The sequence below is a fragment of the Spirochaeta thermophila DSM 6192 genome (genome assembly GCF_000147075.1).
GTDB lineage: Bacteria > Spirochaetota > Spirochaetia > Winmispirales > Winmispiraceae > Winmispira > Winmispira thermophila_A.
In genome coordinates this window covers 1,472,176-1,488,313 of record NC_014484.1, presented here as the reverse complement: position 1 = coordinate 1,488,313, position 16,138 = coordinate 1,472,176, and the positions used below count along the sequence as shown (strand labels likewise).

Below are 16,138 nucleotides of genomic sequence, written 5' to 3'. Positions count from 1 at the left end.
GCCATGATGAAGACGATAACGGCTACGATAAACGGCATAAAGGTGGAAGTGCCCGAGGGGACGAGCATTCTCGATGCGGCGAAGAAGATGCAGGTGAAGATTCCCACCCTCTGCCACCACCCCGATCTCCCCGCGTGGGGTGCGTGTGGTATCTGTGTGGTGAAGGTGGCGGGAAGCCCCAAGATGCTCAGGGCCTGCGCCACACCGCTCGAGGATGGGATGGAGGTGATCACCCACGATCCTGAGATCGTCCAGGTGCGAAAGACCGTGATCGAGCTCATCCTCTCCACCCATCCCGACGACTGTCTCTACTGTCCCAGGAATCAGAACTGCGAGCTCCAGCGGCTTGCCGCCGAGTTCGGTGTGCGGGAGCAGCCCTACGAGAAGAACATCGTAGAGCTCCCCAAGGACACTTCCACTCCCTCCCTTGTGCTCGATCCCTCTAAGTGTGTGAAGTGCGGAAGGTGTGTGAATGTCTGTCAGGGCATGCAGAACGTGTGGGCCCTCGAGTTTCTCGGAAGGGGCGACGGTACCCGCATCGCGCCGGCGGGCGACATCGCCCTCAACGACAGCCCGTGCATCAAGTGCGGCCAGTGCTCGGCCCACTGTCCCGTCGGGGCCATCTACGAGAAGGACGACACCCGCAGGGTGTGGGAGGCCATCATGGATCCCGAGATCCACACCGTGGTGCAGATCGCCCCTGCGGTGCGCGTGGCGATCGGTGAGGCCTTCGGCTACGAACCCGGCACCCTGCTCACGGGGAAGACCTATGCCGCCCTCAGGCGACTCGGCTTTGATGCGATCTTCGACACCAATTTCGGAGCCGATCTCACCATCATGGAGGAGGCGAGCGAGTTCGTGGAGCGGTTCGCCCACGGCAAGGGCCCCATTCCCCTCATCACCACCTGTTGTCCCTCGTGGGTGGACTATCTCGAAAAGTACTACCCGGAGATGATCCCCCACTTCTCTTCGGCCAAGTCGCCGCAGATGATGCTCGCGGCCATGGTGAAGACCTACTATGCCCAGAAGAAGGGGATCGATCCGTCGAAGATCTTCATGGTCTCGGTGATGCCCTGTACGAGTAAGAAGTACGAGATCGAGCGCGACGAGAACATGTACTCCTCGGGCTACAAGGATCAGGACGCCTCCATCACCACCCGGGAGCTCGCCCGTATGATCAAGTCGGCGGGTATCGACTTCCACAACCTTCCGGACGAGGAGGCAGATCAGCCGTTGGGGATGTACACCGGTGCCGGTACCATCTTCGGCGTCACCGGCGGTGTGATGGAGGCAGCCGTTCGTACCGCCTACTACTTCGTCACCGGCAAGGAGATGGAGAAGGTGGAGTACACTCCCATAAGAGGGCTCGACGGTGTGAAGGAGGCCACTCTGGATATCGATGGTACGCAGGTGCGGATCGCGGTGGCCCACTCCATCTCCAACGTCCAGTATGTGCTCGATAGGGTGAAGCAGGCCCTGAAAGAGGGCAAGGAGCCTCCCTATCACTTCATCGAGGTGATGGCGTGTCGCGGCGGGTGCGTGGGGGGCGGCGGTCAGCCCTACGGCGCCACGGACGAGATCAGGGCCAAGCGGGCTGCAGGTATCTACACCGACGACGAGCGGTCGGTGTACCGGTGTTCGCACCAGAACCCTGCCATCAAGCAGCTGTATGAGGAGTTCCTCGAGAAGCCCCTCAGCGAGAAGGCCCACAAGTACCTCCACACCCACTACACCCCTCGTCCGCTCTACCTCAAATGACATGAGCAGCTGGGAAAGAAAGAGCGCGCCCTCCACCGGGCGCGCTCTTTTCTCTCTGTGAGCCTTTCGCTCCTAGCTTCCCGCCTCCTCCGCCCTTACCACCTGGTGGGTGAGGGTTTCCTCGGCCGCTTCGAGGAGGGCCTCTATCTGCCTGCGCGAGACGAGGAAGTAGGCCTTGCCCCGTCGTTGCGCGGCGTAGAACTCCTCGTCATAGGGAATGAAGGCGATCTGCTCACTCCTGTGTCCGAGGGTCTCGTCGAACCGGTAGGAGATCACCACCTCCGGTTTCCCCGTGATGTTCGGGGCGGGATTCGGGGAATCGCCGGCGATGCCCACGCACTTCTGATAGAACTGGCGGAAGGCCTTCTCCTCTATCTCCTTGCCGTTGAGGTAGAAGTGTTCTTCCATCTCAGGCGTGGGTGTAGGTGTAGGACTCGATGCAGGGGATGCTCCCGGGGTGGGGGAGGGTGTGGGTGCAGGCTTCGCTACCCTCTCGATCTTCGCTTCATAGGTGATATCCGAAGCCATGATGGAGAAGCCTTCCACGTTGTCTATGTTCACCAGGAATATGAGATTGTCGATGATATCGAACGGAGAGGCCTCGAGCACGTGACTGATGTCCTTTATCACGAACACCTCGTTGCTCTCAGGCCTGCGGGCGTAGTACCTGCCGTCGGGGAGCTGCTTCCCTATGTAGAGATCGAGCGTCTCGTCCTCGTCCTCCACCAGGAGGTGATAGGGAGGATCGACCAGATCCACCTCTTCGGGCGCACGATCCGTGAACTCCTGGATCATGATCCCGCTTATGGGGAGGATGAAGTCCTCGAACTTCTGGGGATCGATGGCGATCCAGTAGGCGAGCGGCTTCGTGAGCTTGTAGGTGTTCAGAGGGGCGAAGATCCTGTCCTCCTGGGTGGTCGGCTGTATCTCGATGGGAGTGGCTCCCTTCCTTTCGAGGAGGAGGTAGTTCAGCTTGCTGCTGTCGATCGAGGCGAGGTGTTTGTCCCTTATGTCGTCCAGGGTGATGAGGAATGCGTCTCCCATGTACTTGGGGATGGTGTAGACCGCGCTATCCCCTTCTCTCATCGCATAGTAGGTGTTTCCCGCCGGACTCAAGTTCCCGAGGAGGATCCGTTCGGTGTTTCCGTTCTTGTCCTCCAGGAGCACGCTCGCCCGTGGTGTATCCAGCCCGTACTTGGCGGGGTCCTGGGTGTTCTCCTCGAGAAGTCTGTCCGCCCGCAGGTTGGTGAGGCTGTAGCAGCGACTCGTCACCTCTGAGTCGTCGATCGCGTAAGGGGTCTCGCCTGCGAACTTCCATTCTCCCAACCCTTCCTCTCCTTCTTTCTTCTCGCGGACGAAGACGAGCCCCGAAGGTTCCACCGTGACCCTCACGATGTCCTGTCGTTCGAGGGTCCTCACGTAGAGGATCGTGTTCTCCTCTGCCTCTTCCTCCTTCTGGAGGAGCGGGCGGAGGAGAATGAGGGCCGCCACCACGGCGGTGGCGGAAAGGAGTATGACGAGAGTCTTTGCACGCTTGTTCACAGGTGCCTCCTCCTGAGCCAGATGATGGTCCCGGTGATGAAGAAGGCGAGGGGAATCACGGCCACCACCACCACGCTGTAGACGAGCACCTGCGTGGCGGTAAGGCTGAGGGGAAGATTGAGCAGGCTCTTGGAGGGAATGGAGAGCATGTCCTTCCTCTCGATGCACCAGAGCACACCTCCCATGAAGAAGTCGAGATTGCCGGGGATCTGGGCGTTGAAGGGGTACAGGTTCTCGAGGAGCGTACCGGCGCCTACGAGGACGATCCGCGTCTTCTTCTCTCCCCTGTCATCGAGGCGTTCCTCTATGGCCGCCGCGAGTGTGTGCGGGCCGGGGACGTCGCCCTCTCCTCTCTGGAGGTCTTCTCGCTCCAGGTCCTTCCTGAGAAAGGAGCTGCCCGAAGAGGTGAGGAGGGCCGTGACATTCACGTTCCGTCTCTTGATCTCTTCCTCCTTCACGGCCTGTGTCCACTGGAGGATGAGCGCCTCTTTGTTCTGGGTGATGGTCTTGGTGATGTCGTGGTACTCCACGTTGGGGACCACCTGGTAGGGGTTGCCCGTGTGGTGTTGCTTATCCTGCTCGATCACGAAGCCATAGTCGAACCGCGCGCCGTACCTGGAGAGGAGCTCGTTGAGCACGGGAAGCTCTCCTGCCTGTACATCGGCTGCGACGAAGAGACGTCCTCCCTCGGCGAGGTAGGTGTTGAGGACCTCTGCCTCACCCGGGGTGAGGTCTTCCTTGGGCGCGAGGATGAGCACCATGGCTGCGTCCTCAGGGACCTCGCCCGCCTGGAGGAGATTGAGTTCCTTGGAGGTGAGGTTCTCCCGTTCGAGGAAGTCGTTCATCGCGTAACGGGCGAGCCGTTCCTCTCGGTGGCCCACCAGCTCGTAGAGCACGGGGCTCGCGCCGGTGGTCACTGCGTGAATCGCTGCGGTGATGCGCTTCTCTGCAGAGAACCCCGTGATCTCGGGTCCCTGGGGAGAGTTGTAGTTGATGTCATAGAGATCGTACGACCTGATGATCCTGTAGGTCCTTTCTCCTTTCACGATGATCGAACCCTGCTGAAGGCGCTCTCCCTCCTTCTCGTACTCCGTGGCGAGCTGGGGGTTCTTCTCGAGGTCCATGAACTCCACGTGTACCCGTGGGGATGCCTTCTCGTAGAGGGTGAGCACCTCCTGTACTACCCGGGGGGCCTTTCCTTCCTCGTAGAGGGCGATGATGGTGATGTCCTCATCGAGCCCCTTGAGGAAGTTCACACTCTCTTCAGAGAGGGAGAAGAGCTTCTCCTCGGTGAGGTCGAACTTGAGATCGAGCTGCTGGACCAAGATGTTCACCAATACGAGGAGGAGGGCCATACCCACCGTGAGGATGGCCGCATACCCGCCGTACCGTACCGGATCCCTGTTGAGGGATGAGATGAGGTCTTTTGCGATCGTTCCTGTCTTCTTGAGTATCTCTTTCATTCCGGCCTCCTTACGACCAGCGCCGCTTCTCGAGCGCGTGGGTGGTGATGAAGAGGAAGAAGGTGATGAACGAGAGGTAGTAGACGAGGGAACTCACGTTGAAGATCCCGAGACCGAACTCCTGGTACCTCTTGTTGATGGAAAACCAGCCGAGCACCTTCTGTATGAGACGTTCGAACACGCTCTTCTCGACACCGTAGCCGATACCTATGGCGAGGATGCCGACGAGGAGTACCGCTGCGGCGAGGAGGGGATTCCTGGTGGTGCTGTAGAGATAGAATCCGAGGGCTCCTATCAGGAGTACGGCAAATACGGCACCGGCGGTGGCGTCCGCAGGGAGTGCGTTCGCAATGCTGTCGATGAGGATGAAGAAGAGGATGGCGAAGAAGGTCACCAGGCCCGCGGTGATCTGGTTCTCGGTGACCGCCGAGATGAAGGTGCCCACTGCGATGTAGCACCCACCCAGGAGGAGGAATCCCACATAGCTTCCCACCGTCTCCCAGAAGGGAAGGGAGCCGTGGATCTCGATGATCACCGCATACACCACGGTGGCGAGGAGGGTGAGCGCAAAGACCGTGAAGGCGGCGAGGAACTTCCCTGTGACGATCTGCCATACCGGCACGGGGGCGGTGAGGAGGAGCTGGTCGGTCTTCTGGTTCTTCTCCTCCGAGAGGAGCCTCATGGTGAGGATGGGGGCGGAGAAGAGGAAGACCATGATGACCGAGGAGAAGAAGCTCGCGTATTCAGGGCTCCTCGTGAAGAGATTCCCCGTGGCGAAGAAGAAGCCCGTGGTGAGGAGGAAGAGCCCCATGAAGACGTAACCCAGCGGACTCACGAAGTAGGTGAGCAGTTCCTTCTTGTAGATCGCCTTCATGCGATTGCCTCCTTGGTCTGGGATTCCTGGGTGACGAGCTGGAGGAAGATGTCCTCGAGCGAGATGTCGAGCGATCGCATCTGGAGTATGGGGAGGTCGGCCCTGGCGCAGGCGGTGAAGACGGCCTTGCGGATGTCGGTCTCTTCGGGAGCCTTGGCGACCACCTCGACCGTGCCCTCTTCCTGGGAGGGGCGGAACTCCAGCTCCTGCACCTCTTTGACGAGCGCGAGGGCCTTCTCCACCTCCTCTCTCGTGCCCTCGATACGGAGGAGCAGGGTGTTGGTACCCATGAGCCGCTTGGCGAGGTTCTCAGGGGTGTCGTCGGCCACGATGACCCCGCTGTTGATGATGAGCACCCGTTTGCACACCATGCTCACCTCGGGGAGGATGTGGGAGCTCAGGATCACGGTCCTGTCCTTCCCGAGGTCCTTGATGAGGGTGCGGATGTCGATGATCTGTCTGGGGTCGAGGCCTATAGTGGGCTCGTCCAGGATGAGGATCTCGGGATCCCCTACGAGGGCCTGTGCGAGCCCCACGCGCTGCTTGTACCCCTTCGAGAGGTTGCGCACCAGGCGTCCCCTCACGTGGAGGATCCCCACCTTCTCCATGATCGACTCGAGGTGTTCTTTCTGGCGTCGCTTCGGTACGTGTTTGAGGTCGGCGACGAACCTGAGGAACTCGTCCACCGTGAGGTGGCCGTAGAGGGGCGGGTTCTCGGGCAGGTAGCCGATCTTCTTCTTGCACTCCTCCGGCTCTTCGAGGAGCTTCACCCCGTCGATGACGACGGTGCCCTCGGTGGCCGAGAGATACCCGGTGAGGATGTTCATGGTGGTGCTCTTCCCCGCGCCGTTGGGGCCGAGGAACCCCACGATCTCTCCTTTCTGGATGCTGAAACTCACGTCGTGGACCGCCGTGTGGATGCCGTAGCGTTTGGTGAGATGCTGTACTTCGATCACGGCTTCCTCCTTCCTATATGAGATTCACGGCCGCTCGTGTGCGGCTCAGGAGTCTGAGCGGTCCTCGTCCGCCTCGCCCTTGTCGAGGAACGAGCGGACGATCCCCCACACACCCCCTACCAGGAGGGCCCCGTAGAGAAAGAGGGAGAAGGCGTTGTAGAGGGTGAGGGGAGGTTGGAGGACCTTCAGGATGTCACCCCGTACATAGAGGAGCACCGGAGCGGCGAGCGCAACCAGAGACGGAACGAGCGTCTGGAGGTGTGGTCGCATCGGAGTCCTCCTTCCGGGGGTTCACGCGTACCTATGATACGGGTACTTTTCATAAAAAACAATAGAGCGGGGAAGAAGTTACAGGTGCGCTACGAGAATGATGCCCACGCGGAGAGCCTCCTCAAGGAGCACCTGTGGACCACTTCTTTGGTTGCTTTTTTCTTGATTTTCTATGATGATGTACGTGGATGAACCGTTGGAGAGATTGGTACAGCCAGGGTGTGCGGGATCTCGAGAAGGCGTGCCTCGATGCGGAGGAGGGCTATCATGAGTGGGCGTGTTTCACCGCTCAACAAGCTGCAGAGAAGGTGACGAAAGCCCTCGCATTACGTGTGGGTGTTGAAGTCTGGGGCCATTCCGTGAGAGAGATTCTCCAGGTGGTCTCGGAAAGGGTGCATATCCCCCCGGCCGTGATGGATGCGGCGCGGATTCTTGATCTCTACTATATTCCTCCACGGTATCCCAATGGGTTCCCGAGCGGACGACCTGCCGATTATTTTACCCGACGGGAGTCAGAGGAGGCCCTGCGTGCGGCGCGTACAATCCTTGCCTTCTGTGAAGGCGTTCTTTCTGGAGAGAGAGACGCTTAAGGTACGACTCAGGGAGACTATCGAGGAGTGTAGCGCTCGTTTCCCTGAAGTGGTAGAGGTGCGCGTGTTCGGGTCTGTGGCACGGGGGGAAGAGACAGGGCTGAGCGACGTGGATCTCCTTGTCGTGATACGCGAGGGGCCCGATGACCCCCTTGAAAGGATGAGGCCGTACTTCTTGTTCTTCTGCGAAAGGATCCCTCTCAGTCTGGATGTGCTGGTGGTGAGGGAGGATGAGCTCCACCTCTTCGAGGGGCTCTATCGGGAGAGCCGCACGGTCACGGAGCTGTGAGGTGTGCTTTCCTTGACAGAGGCGGGGAGTCCCTCTAGCATAGGGGCCATGAGACCTGTGTCGTTTGAAGCGGGGGTCCTCGCCTATCCCGCAGGTTCGTGTCTGGTCTCGTTCGGCAACACCAAGGTGCTGTGTGCTGCCTCCATAGAGGAGGGGGTGCCGCCGTTCATCGAGCAGGAGGGCGAGGGGTGGCTCACGGCCGAGTACGCCATGCTCCCTGCGAGCGTGCCCGAGGGGCGGAAGCGGAGGGAACGGGACAGCAGGGCGGTGGAGATCCAGCGGTTCATCGGGAGATCGCTCAGGGCCGCGGTCGACCGGACGAGGCTCGGCCCTTACACCATAGTGATGGATTGCGATGTGCTCCAGGCGGATGGGGGGACGAGGACGGCGGCCATAAGCGGGGGATGGGTGGCGCTCTACCAGGCCCTCGGAAAGCTCGCCGAGATGCAGGGGGTGGAGGGGCCGGACTACTTCCTGGTAGGGCAGGTGGCCGCGGTGAGCGTGGGGATGGTGGAGGGGAGGCTCGTGGCCGATCTGGATTTCGCGCACGATCTTGCCGCCCAGGTGGACATGAATGTGGTGATGTGTGACGATCGGCTGGTTGAGGTGCAGGGGAACGGGGAGAAGGGATCCTTCACCCGGGATGAGCTCGATGCCATGCTCGATCTGGCCGCACGGGAGATCCGTATCATCTACGAGGCCCAGCGTGCGGCCCTGGGGATAGGGTGAGGGGCGGCTGATAGAGGGCGGGAGGGTTTCAGAGGATATAGGTTTCCAGGCGGATCCCGAAGAGGGTCTTTTTCCGGATGAGCAGGAAGGTGCGTCGGCAGGAGGGACAGGGGATCCTGAGGGCGTCTTCCTTTTCCGTGAAAGGGGGGAGAGGGTGGGTGTGCGTGTGCCCGCAGAACGGACACGTGAGCGGGCGCGTGGAGGACCGAGGGTACTTTCCCATACCCTTATTCCTTTTGTAAAGTATAGTGATTCTCGCGTGTAGATACCAGAGGAGGCGGTATGCAGTGGTTCGTGGATGCACACGTGATCCTTCAGGCCTTTCTCGCCACCCTGTTCACCTGGGGCATGACGGCGCTCGGGGCGGGAGGGGTCTTCCTCTTTCCCAATCCCTCGCGCAAGGTGATGGACGCCATGCTGGGGTTCGCGGCGGGTGTGATGATCGCCGCGAGCTTCTGGTCGCTCCTCAACCCGTCGATCGACCTCTCGGAACAGATGGGTCTTCCTCCCTGGTTGCCGCCGCTCGTGGGCTTTCTCCTGGGGGCGGCCTTCATCCGGCTCATCGACGTGATCCTTCCCCACCTCCACCTCGGGGAGCCGATAGAGCGGGCGGAGGGGGTCCACACGACCTGGAAGAAGACCCTCCTCCTGGTGCTCGCCATCACCCTCCACAACATCCCCGAGGGGCTCGCCGTGGGGGTGGCGTTTGGTGCGGTGGGGGCGGGTATCCCCTCTGCCGACCTCGCCGGGGCGGTGGCCCTCGCCCTGGGGATAGGGATCCAGAACTTCCCGGAGGGGCTCGCGGTCTCTGGGCCTCTCAGGCGTGAGGGGATGAGTCCGGCCAGGAGCTTCTTCTGGGGGCAGCTCTCCGCTGTGGTGGAGCCTGTGGCCGCGGTGCTCGGCGCGGCGTTCGTGCTCGCCATGCAGCCTGTGCTCCCGTATGCCCTCGCCTTTGCCGCCGGGGCCATGATCTTCGTGGTGATAGAGGAGGTGATCCCCGAGTCCCAGCTCTCGGGCAACTCGGATGTCTCGACCCTCGGCGCGATCGCGGGGTTTGCGGTGATGATGACCCTGGACGTGGCGTTGGGGTAGGGTATCGAGGGGCTCCCATCCGGGAGCCCCTCGTTGTGTGCGGGACGGTCCTCCTGTGGGCGACTTGAGGGGAGGCTCATCTACATGAGGAGGAAGCCCAGATCGACGTCGAGCCAGAGGCGGGGCCGTCCGTCGCCGTGGGGGGGGAAGGGCCAGTAGAGGCCGGTGGTGAGGCTGAAGACGAGCGAGGGGATGTCGAAGAGGCCCATGTCGGTGACGAGCCCGCATCCGGCGGATTGGGCCGGGGGGGTGGTGAGGTCGGGGAGTCGGGGGGCCGGGGCCTGCCAGCCTGCGGAGTAGATGCCCGCGAGTCTCATGCGCCTGAGGTAGATGGGGGAGCCGAGGGGGGCGAGGTCGGGGGAGAGGAAGGGGACGGTGTAGGTCGAGGTGATGCTGAGGATGCCCTGTGTGTCCTCGTCCGGGCGGTAGCCGAGGGCGAAGGGTTCCCCGTCGAGGTCGTGGGTGCCCTGGGCGGCGTGGGCCTCTATCGTGAGGCCTGCGTGGGGGAGCAGGCCGGGGGTGCGGAGCTCGAGGGTCTCTGAGAGGAGGTAGGGGGCCTGGCCCTGGAGGGGGTGATGGAGGTGGGAGAGTTCGGCGGTGAGGCCCCAGAGGGGGATGGGGTCCCTCGGGCCGCCTGTACGGCTGAAGACGAAGGAGAGGGTCTCCTCCACGGGGTAGTGTGTCCCCTCTTCAGGGGAGGTGGTGATGCCGGCGGTGAGTGCCGGCCTGAGGACCCACCGGGTGGCGTTGAGGCCTGTGCCGTGGCCGCCCTGGATGGGGAGGCGTGCGGTGGCGAGGTGGGTGGTGGTGAGGGTGCCCGGTACTCCCTCGAGGAGGTACTCGCCTGCAAGGCCGAGGTAGGTGGTGTCGAAGGTCCACACCCCGTGGGCGGTGCGGGTGGGGAAGGTGTAGGCGGCGGAGAGGGCGAGGTCTGCGGTGCCGAGGAGGTCGGTCGAGAAGAGGGTGAGGGAGGCGGTGTTGAAAAGGGTCTCCTCGGGGTGGGGGTGGGCGAGGTCGAGGGGGAGGATGAGCCAGGAGTGGATGTTGAGGAGGTGGCCGAGGACGGAGTAGTCCTTAACCGGGTAGGTGGTCTGCTCCATGTGGATGAGGGCGGTGGTGGCGAAGGGGGTGGAGGGTGCCTGGGGGGTGGGGGCGAGGGGGATGTGGGGCGCCTCTTCGGCAGGGAGGCGGGAGGAGGGGGTGAGGGCGACGGCCTGGATGGAGTGGCCCCTCCAGGAGGTGTGGGCGGCGTAGTAGAGGGTGTCGCCAGCGATGGAGAGGGCGGTGATGTCGTAGGGGGCGGTGGCGGTGAGGAAGAGGCGAGGCGGGCCGTCAGGCTGGGGGAAGGCGGCGTAAATGGCAGGATAGCCGTGGAGGGGGGCGATGAAGTAGAGGGCCTCGGCGCGGTAGAGGGGGCAGGTGAGGGGGAGTGGCTGTGGGGGGATGAGGGTGGTGCGGGTGGCGGTGGGGATGTGGAGGAGCTGGAGGGAGACGCCTGCGGGTGAGTGGACCACAACGGCGAGGGTCTCCTTGTCCGGGGAGACGGCAACCTCCGAGGGGACTTCGCCGTGGGGGAAGGTGTAGGAGAAGAAAGGGGCGGGGGGGAGGCTTCCCGGCCGGTCGAGGAGGAAGACCTGGAGCTGAGCGTCCCTCGAACGGGAGAACCAGAGGCCTACGAGTACCGTCCCATCGTCAGAGAGCCCCACCCCGTAGTACCTGCCCCTCGTGGTGAGCCGTCGTTTCGTGCCAGTGGCTATGTCCATGTACCAGAGATCGGCCCAACCCTCCCATGCTCCCTGCCCCGGGGAGTACTCCACCCAATAGGCACTCGTATCCGAGAGTGCCACTGGTTCCCTGAAGGGGATCTCCCCCACCGTCCGTTTCTCGCCCTCCGCGCTCCGTACCACGAGGCGCATCCCCTCCTCCAGGGTGGCCCGGGCGAGGAGGAGGGAGCCGTCTCTCCTCGCCCGCACCGCCGCATACCAGGTGAAGTCCGCCTCCTCGGGGACCACGGTCCTGGAGGGGAATTGGGGGATGGTGGCGAGTTCCTCTTTCCAGAGGTCCCGGTAGTGGGAGAGCATCTCGTTGTAGAGCCCCTTCACCCCTTTGCCTGTGGCCCGACGCAGCCCTATGTCGAATCCCACGTAGGGGAGTATGCTCCCCCACCTGATGGCCTCCTGGATCGCCTCCTCGCCGTAGGTCTCTCGTATATAGGAGACCAGGTGGTAGCCGAGGACGTAGTGGGTGGGCGTGTAGACCTTGTAGGACCGGTTCACCATCCTGTGGTACGAGAGGGGATGTTCGAGCGTGAGCGCCCTGAACTGCGAGGCGAAGCCGGGAACCCTCCCCCTCCCCCTGTCCGAGTAGGCGGTCTCGGCCCAGACCGCATCGCCCTCCATGAACCACATGGGCAGGGTAAGACCTGTGTGGAGGGCCTCACCGGCCTCCCCTCCGAGGAGGTAGTAGAGCCACCAGGGCCCCTGCCGGGCCGCATCCACCTGGGCCATGTGCCGTCCCTCGTGGACCGCGAGGAGCGAGTACCACTCCCCTGCGAACTGGCCGCCGTACACATACGGGACCTCGTACCAGTAGCTCACCGCCGGTGCGATGCCCACCGAGCCGTTCGCGGTCATGGTGGTGTTCCAGAGCACTACCGGCCACCTGCGGGCAGGCCCTTCAGGCCGTATCCCGAGGATATCCTCCAGGTGGTGCTCCAGGAGGTTGGCAGTGTACTGGGCATCTTTTTCCAGCTCTGCAGGGAAGATGATCTCGAAATGAGGTGTGGTGATGGACTTCCAGTCCGTAGCCCAAACCCCGCCAAGACACACGAGCATCCCTGCGAGTGCGCCGATCCATCGTTTCATACCCCCCTCCTTTCATGGTACCTCCTTACCCGGTGGTGCCTGCGCCTCGCGCCTTACAGAGGCTCACGTCCGTGGAGGTGTGCGCCCACAGAGCCCTTACCGTGGGAGGAAGGAGGCAAGCCGCTCCACGATGACATCCACGGGGAGCACACCCGTGGTCTTTCCTCCCAGGTGGTAGACCCGGCAGGTGAAGCCCACCTCCTCCGGCTCTCTTCCCGTGACGAGATCCTTCCCGTCCACCAGGATGGTGGGGGAGCCGGGGAACCGCCACCTCTCGGCATCCTCCTGGTTCTCTATCCGCACCTCCTGCACTGGCACGTCCTCGAGCCCGAGGCGCGTCAGTGCCTCCTCGAGGTGTGCTCTCGTCTCCTTGCTGTGAGGGCACCCTTCAAAATAGAGGAAATGGATGGTCATGTCCCACATATAACACACCTCATCCTGGAGGGCAATCCCGTCCGACCGTCCGGGAAGGGTTTTTTCACCAAAGGGGTTGACAGATCGGCGAAAGTGTTATACATATATATTACACTATTTCAAAGGAGCACATATGGAGCCTGTGGTACACATCGAAGGGCTCACCTTCGGCTACACGAGCCGCTCCCCCCTCTTCCAGGAGCTCTCGCTCTCGCTCCGCCCCGGTGAGGTGGCAGGCCTTCTGGGGGAGAACGGGGCGGGGAAGACCACCCTCCTCAAGCTTATCGCAGGCGAGCTCTTTCCCGATGAGGGTGTGGGGGAGGTCTTCGGTATCCCCTCGGAGCGACGGGATCCCTCTGTCCTCGCGCGTCTCTGGTTCCTCCCCGAGGAACTCCCCTCGTATTCCATCCCCGCCGAGGACTACGCCTGCAGCACCGGGGCCTTCTATCCAGGGTATCGGCACGACGAGCTTCTCGACCTCTGCGACCAGCTCGAGGTGGATGTGCGGCAGAAGCTCACACGGCTCTCCTATGGCCAGCAGAAGAAGTTCTTCCTGGCCTTTGCCCTTGCCACCGGCGTCCCCCTCCTGCTTCTGGATGAACCGACGAACGGGCTCGACATCCCCTCGAAGCGTCAGGTGCGGCGGCTCATCCCCCGCTACGCCGCCGAAGGCCGGACCTTCCTCATAAGCACCCATCAGGTCCGCGACCTCGAACACCTCATCGACCCCGTGATCATCCTCCACAAGGGGAGGATTGTGCTCCACGCCTCCATGGATGAGCTTCAGGAACGCCTCTCCTTTGTCGTGCTTCCTGAGGCGCCTCCCGATGCCCTCTACGTGGAGAAGGTGCCCGGCGGCTACGGTGCGATCCTCCCGGGAGGGGGGAAGGGCGAGGTGGACCTCGAGCTCCTCTTCGATGCGGCCAGGAGCCGGGAGAGCGAACTCCCGCGTATATGGAGAAAGGAGGAACTGGTATGAAGGCACTACAGCGTGGCGTCCTCTATCTGAAGAGGGATGCCCTCCTTCGGAGGGACTCTCTTATCACACTTTTCCCTGTGGTGATCGCACTCTCCTTCGTGTTTATGTCACTTGGGTTTTTTACGAGTTCTAACGCGGATGAGTTTTCCACGTACCTTATCATGTTCTACTTTACCGGATGGGCCATCGCAGCCTCGGCCCACAAGGAGCTCCAGCAGAAGGGTGCACACCACGAGTGGTTTACCCTCCCTGTGGCAACATGGGAGAAGGCCCTCTTTCGGATGATCCCTTCCCTCGTGCTCTGGCCTCTTGTCTTTTTCCCTCTCGTGTGGGTGGGCCGCATGCTCTCGGTGATCCTCTTTGCGATCATCGATCCCTCTCACCACTTCTTTCTCGTGTCCCTCTATCCGAAGGAGGTGGGGGACCTCGTGCTCACCTATAGCCTCGGTCATGCGCTCTTCTACTTCGGTGGGGTCTACTTCACCTCCCACCCTGTACCCAAGACCATCCTCGTTACGATACTTGGCTTTTTCCTCCTCGGAATGTGGACTGCAGGTTGGCTCTGGGTGTGGACCAGGCTGAAGGGGCTCTCGTTCTTCGGGTGGATCGAAGGTGCCGTCTCGCTCAGTAAGGGTTTTTCCACAGGGATTTCGATTTTTACCACGTTAGTCTTCTGGGGGCTCTCGTTTATACGCATGAAGGAGAGGGAAGCCCGTGGAGTTTAAGGAGACCCGTCCGATCTATCTCCAGATCGCGGACTTCATCTGTGAGAGAATCCTTGAGGGGACCTTCCAGGAAGGGGGACGTATCCCCTCGGTGCGTGATCTCTCCATGGAGATGGAGGTGAATCCGAATACGGTACTCAAGAGTTATGGATACCTGGAGGCGCATGGGATCATTCACAAACAACGGGGTACGGGGTTCTACGTGAGCCCGGGGGCACGGGAGAAGGTACGGAGCCTCCAGAAGGAGCGTTTCTTCAATGAGGTGCTCCCCGAGGTGTTCGCCACTATGGACTCCCTGGGGATATACCCCGAGGAGCTTGCGACATACTATCACGCATGGAAGGAGGAAGAGGATGAGAAGAAGACTCACTAATGTGCTGTTGGGGGTGTGGGCAGGCATGGTGCTCATCGCCTTCACCATCTTCACGGGGGTGGTTTCCTGTATGGGGGGACCTGTCTCCAGATCGTGGGGTGACCTCACCACCAGGCGTGCTGATCTCTCCGGGTTTTCCCGGATCGAGATCTCGGGTGTGTGGGAGGTGGAGGTGATGGTAGGCGAGGAGTGGTCGGTAAAGGTGGAGGCTCCCGAAGGGCTCTTTGACTACATCGGTGCCCGTACCCGGGGAGAGGTGCTTGAGCTCGGATGGAAGGAGCAGCACATCAGCTTTTGGAACAACCTCCCTACTCCCAAGGCCACGGTGACCTTGCCTCGGCTTGAGGAGGTGGAGGCCTCGGGCGCGGTCTCCCTCTCTCTCGTAGGGCTTGAGGGGGGGAGGGGCAGGATCGAACTCTCGGGTGCCGGGGAGGTGACAGGGAGGGGAGGACATCTCGAGTATCTCGAGCTTGCGGTCTCTGGCGCAGGGGATGTAGATCTTACGGGTCTCGAGGTCGCCAACGCAGAGGTGGATATCTCAGGTGCTGCCTCTGTGCGCCTGTGGGTGACCGAAACCCTTACCGGCTCGGTCTCCGGTGCAGGCTCGCTCAGGTATAAAGGGGATCCTGTGGTGGGTGTGGATGTCTCAGAGATGAGTTCAATCAAGTCCCTCTAAGACCTCCCGAAGGAGGGAGGTGAGGGAGGAGATGGTGGCGTCCGCCGAGGTATGGTGGATGAAGATGCCGCCTATCTCCTCCCATGAGGGGCGGAGACTCTCCCTATCGTCGATGAGGAGAGGGACTTCGCCCGGTCGGAGGACCTCGAGGGCGGTGGCGGCCTTGTGTCGGGAGAGGCAGGTGAGGACGGGCACCTCCGGTCCCAGGTGGATCCGGCACCAGGTACGCTTCTGGGGGGCTGCCCACCTTCCAAGTGGGAGGCCGGTGAGGATGGTAGGCTTGAAGGGCCTCAGGAACTCCCAGAGTTTCCGTCCGTCGGGGAGCCAGTCGAGGCGGGCATAGAACTCGGGGGTGCGGGCGAGGACGGCCCACATCTCCGAGGGGCTCTGCTCGTCCACCCGTTTGCCTGTGGCCTCGAGTACGCCTTTTTCGAAGTCTACGAGCACGCCGTCGAGGTCGACGAATATCCGGTACGGCATGGATATAAGGTGCGGAATCCCTCCCCTTGCGTCAAGGATATGGCACAGGGGGTGCCGCCTGGTG

18 protein-coding genes are annotated in these 16,138 nt (G+C 61.9%); 9 read left to right on the top strand and 9 right to left on the bottom strand.

The window, feature by feature from the left end; genetic code table 11:
- The first annotated feature begins 6 nt into the window (after nucleotides 1–6).
- Nucleotides 7–1,758 (top strand): NADH-dependent [FeFe] hydrogenase, group A6, encoded by a 1,752-nt coding sequence (locus STHERM_RS06825; protein WP_013314154.1) that lies wholly within the window; start codon nucleotides 7–9, stop codon nucleotides 1,756–1,758.
- A 72-nt stretch (nucleotides 1,759–1,830) separates the two neighbouring features.
- Here STHERM_RS06825 and STHERM_RS06820 read toward each other — a convergent pair whose 3' ends face one another.
- Genes STHERM_RS06820 through STHERM_RS06800 form a run of 5 tightly spaced genes read right to left on the bottom strand, consistent with a single transcriptional unit; the run spans nucleotide 1,831 to nucleotide 6,863 of the window.
- Nucleotides 1,831–3,300 carry a DUF4340 domain-containing protein gene (locus STHERM_RS06820; protein WP_148223885.1) on the bottom strand — a complete coding sequence of 490 codons (1,470 nt, stop codon included), beginning with the start codon at nucleotides 3,298–3,300 and terminating at the stop codon, nucleotides 1,831–1,833.
- Nucleotides 3,297–4,763 (bottom strand): GldG family protein, encoded by a 1,467-nt coding sequence (locus STHERM_RS11480; RefSeq protein WP_013314152.1) that lies wholly within the window; start codon nucleotides 4,761–4,763, stop codon nucleotides 3,297–3,299. The genes STHERM_RS06820 and STHERM_RS11480 overlap by 4 nt, the downstream gene beginning before the upstream one ends.
- 10 nt (nucleotides 4,764–4,773) lie before the next feature.
- A complete protein-coding gene (locus tag STHERM_RS06810) occupies nucleotides 4,774–5,637 on the bottom strand; it encodes an ABC transporter permease (RefSeq protein WP_013314151.1) in 864 nt (287 codons plus the stop codon).
- Entirely contained in the window at nucleotides 5,634–6,593 is a 960-nt protein-coding gene (locus tag STHERM_RS06805; RefSeq protein ID WP_013314150.1) for an ABC transporter ATP-binding protein, read from the bottom strand. Before STHERM_RS06805 ends, STHERM_RS06810 begins: the two co-directional genes overlap by 4 nt.
- 45 nt (nucleotides 6,594–6,638) lie before the next feature.
- The gene (locus STHERM_RS06800; protein ID WP_013314149.1) at nucleotides 6,639–6,863 is read right to left on the bottom strand and encodes a hypothetical protein; all 225 of its coding nucleotides are present in this window, start codon (nucleotides 6,861–6,863) and stop codon (nucleotides 6,639–6,641) included.
- Nucleotides 6,864–7,051: 188 nt separating this feature from the next.
- Here STHERM_RS06800 and STHERM_RS06795 point away from each other — a divergent pair, with 188 nt between their 5' ends.
- From STHERM_RS06795 to rph, 3 genes are read left to right on the top strand one after another with little or no spacing between them, the layout of a single operon-like run.
- On the top strand, nucleotides 7,052–7,453 hold the full coding sequence (locus tag STHERM_RS06795; RefSeq protein ID WP_013314147.1) for a HEPN domain-containing protein: 402 nt from the start codon (nucleotides 7,052–7,054) through the stop codon (nucleotides 7,451–7,453).
- On the top strand, nucleotides 7,392–7,742 hold the full coding sequence (locus tag STHERM_RS11325; protein WP_071650338.1) for a nucleotidyltransferase domain-containing protein: 351 nt from the start codon (nucleotides 7,392–7,394) through the stop codon (nucleotides 7,740–7,742). The genes STHERM_RS06795 and STHERM_RS11325 overlap by 62 nt, the downstream gene beginning before the upstream one ends.
- A gap of 48 nt (nucleotides 7,743–7,790) precedes the next feature.
- On the top strand, nucleotides 7,791–8,471 hold the full coding sequence (gene rph / locus STHERM_RS06785) for a ribonuclease PH (RefSeq protein WP_013314145.1): 681 nt from the start codon (nucleotides 7,791–7,793) through the stop codon (nucleotides 8,469–8,471).
- A gap of 28 nt (nucleotides 8,472–8,499) precedes the next feature.
- Here rph and STHERM_RS06780 read toward each other — a convergent pair whose 3' ends face one another.
- A complete protein-coding gene (locus tag STHERM_RS06780) occupies nucleotides 8,500–8,694 on the bottom strand; it encodes a hypothetical protein (RefSeq protein ID WP_041623390.1) in 195 nt (64 codons plus the stop codon).
- Between the two features lie 59 nt (nucleotides 8,695–8,753).
- On the opposite strand from STHERM_RS06780, the gene STHERM_RS06775 reads away from it, so the two are divergent.
- Nucleotides 8,754–9,563, top strand: a complete 810-nt coding sequence (locus STHERM_RS06775) for a ZIP family metal transporter (protein WP_013314144.1) — start codon at nucleotides 8,754–8,756, stop codon at nucleotides 9,561–9,563.
- Nucleotides 9,564–9,643: 80 nt separating this feature from the next.
- Here the strand turns inward: STHERM_RS06775 and STHERM_RS06770 are convergent, their stop codons facing one another.
- Both STHERM_RS06770 and STHERM_RS06765 read right to left on the bottom strand, forming a co-directional pair.
- Entirely contained in the window at nucleotides 9,644–12,427 is a 2,784-nt protein-coding gene (locus tag STHERM_RS06770; protein WP_013314143.1) for a hypothetical protein, read from the bottom strand.
- A 96-nt stretch (nucleotides 12,428–12,523) separates the two neighbouring features.
- On the bottom strand, nucleotides 12,524–12,841 hold the full coding sequence (locus tag STHERM_RS06765) for a hypothetical protein (protein WP_041623754.1): 318 nt from the start codon (nucleotides 12,839–12,841) through the stop codon (nucleotides 12,524–12,526).
- Nucleotides 12,842–12,974: 133 nt separating this feature from the next.
- Between STHERM_RS06765 and STHERM_RS06760 the strand changes: the two genes are divergently transcribed.
- The 4 genes from STHERM_RS06760 to STHERM_RS06745 all read left to right on the top strand — a co-directional run bounded on the left by STHERM_RS06760 (nucleotide 12,975) and on the right by STHERM_RS06745 (nucleotide 15,594).
- Nucleotides 12,975–13,820: an ATP-binding cassette domain-containing protein gene (locus STHERM_RS06760; RefSeq protein WP_013314141.1), complete on the top strand. Its 846-nt coding sequence runs from the start codon at nucleotides 12,975–12,977 to the stop codon at nucleotides 13,818–13,820.
- Nucleotides 13,821–13,981: 161 nt separating this feature from the next.
- A complete protein-coding gene (locus STHERM_RS06755; RefSeq protein WP_237223187.1) occupies nucleotides 13,982–14,545 on the top strand; it encodes a hypothetical protein in 564 nt (187 codons plus the stop codon).
- Nucleotides 14,535–14,918: a GntR family transcriptional regulator gene (locus STHERM_RS06750; RefSeq protein ID WP_013314139.1), complete on the top strand. Its 384-nt coding sequence runs from the start codon at nucleotides 14,535–14,537 to the stop codon at nucleotides 14,916–14,918. The genes STHERM_RS06755 and STHERM_RS06750 overlap by 11 nt, the downstream gene beginning before the upstream one ends.
- Nucleotides 14,899–15,594, top strand: coding sequence for a head GIN domain-containing protein (locus tag STHERM_RS06745; RefSeq protein WP_041623388.1), 696 nt, complete (start codon nucleotides 14,899–14,901; stop codon nucleotides 15,592–15,594). The genes STHERM_RS06750 and STHERM_RS06745 overlap by 20 nt, the downstream gene beginning before the upstream one ends.
- Here STHERM_RS06745 and STHERM_RS11860 read toward each other — a convergent pair.
- Nucleotides 15,577–16,074 (bottom strand): hypothetical protein, encoded by a 498-nt coding sequence (locus STHERM_RS11860; RefSeq protein ID WP_013314137.1) that lies wholly within the window; start codon nucleotides 16,072–16,074, stop codon nucleotides 15,577–15,579. The genes STHERM_RS06745 and STHERM_RS11860 overlap by 18 nt on opposite strands.
- Nucleotides 16,075–16,138 lie beyond the last annotated feature (64 nt).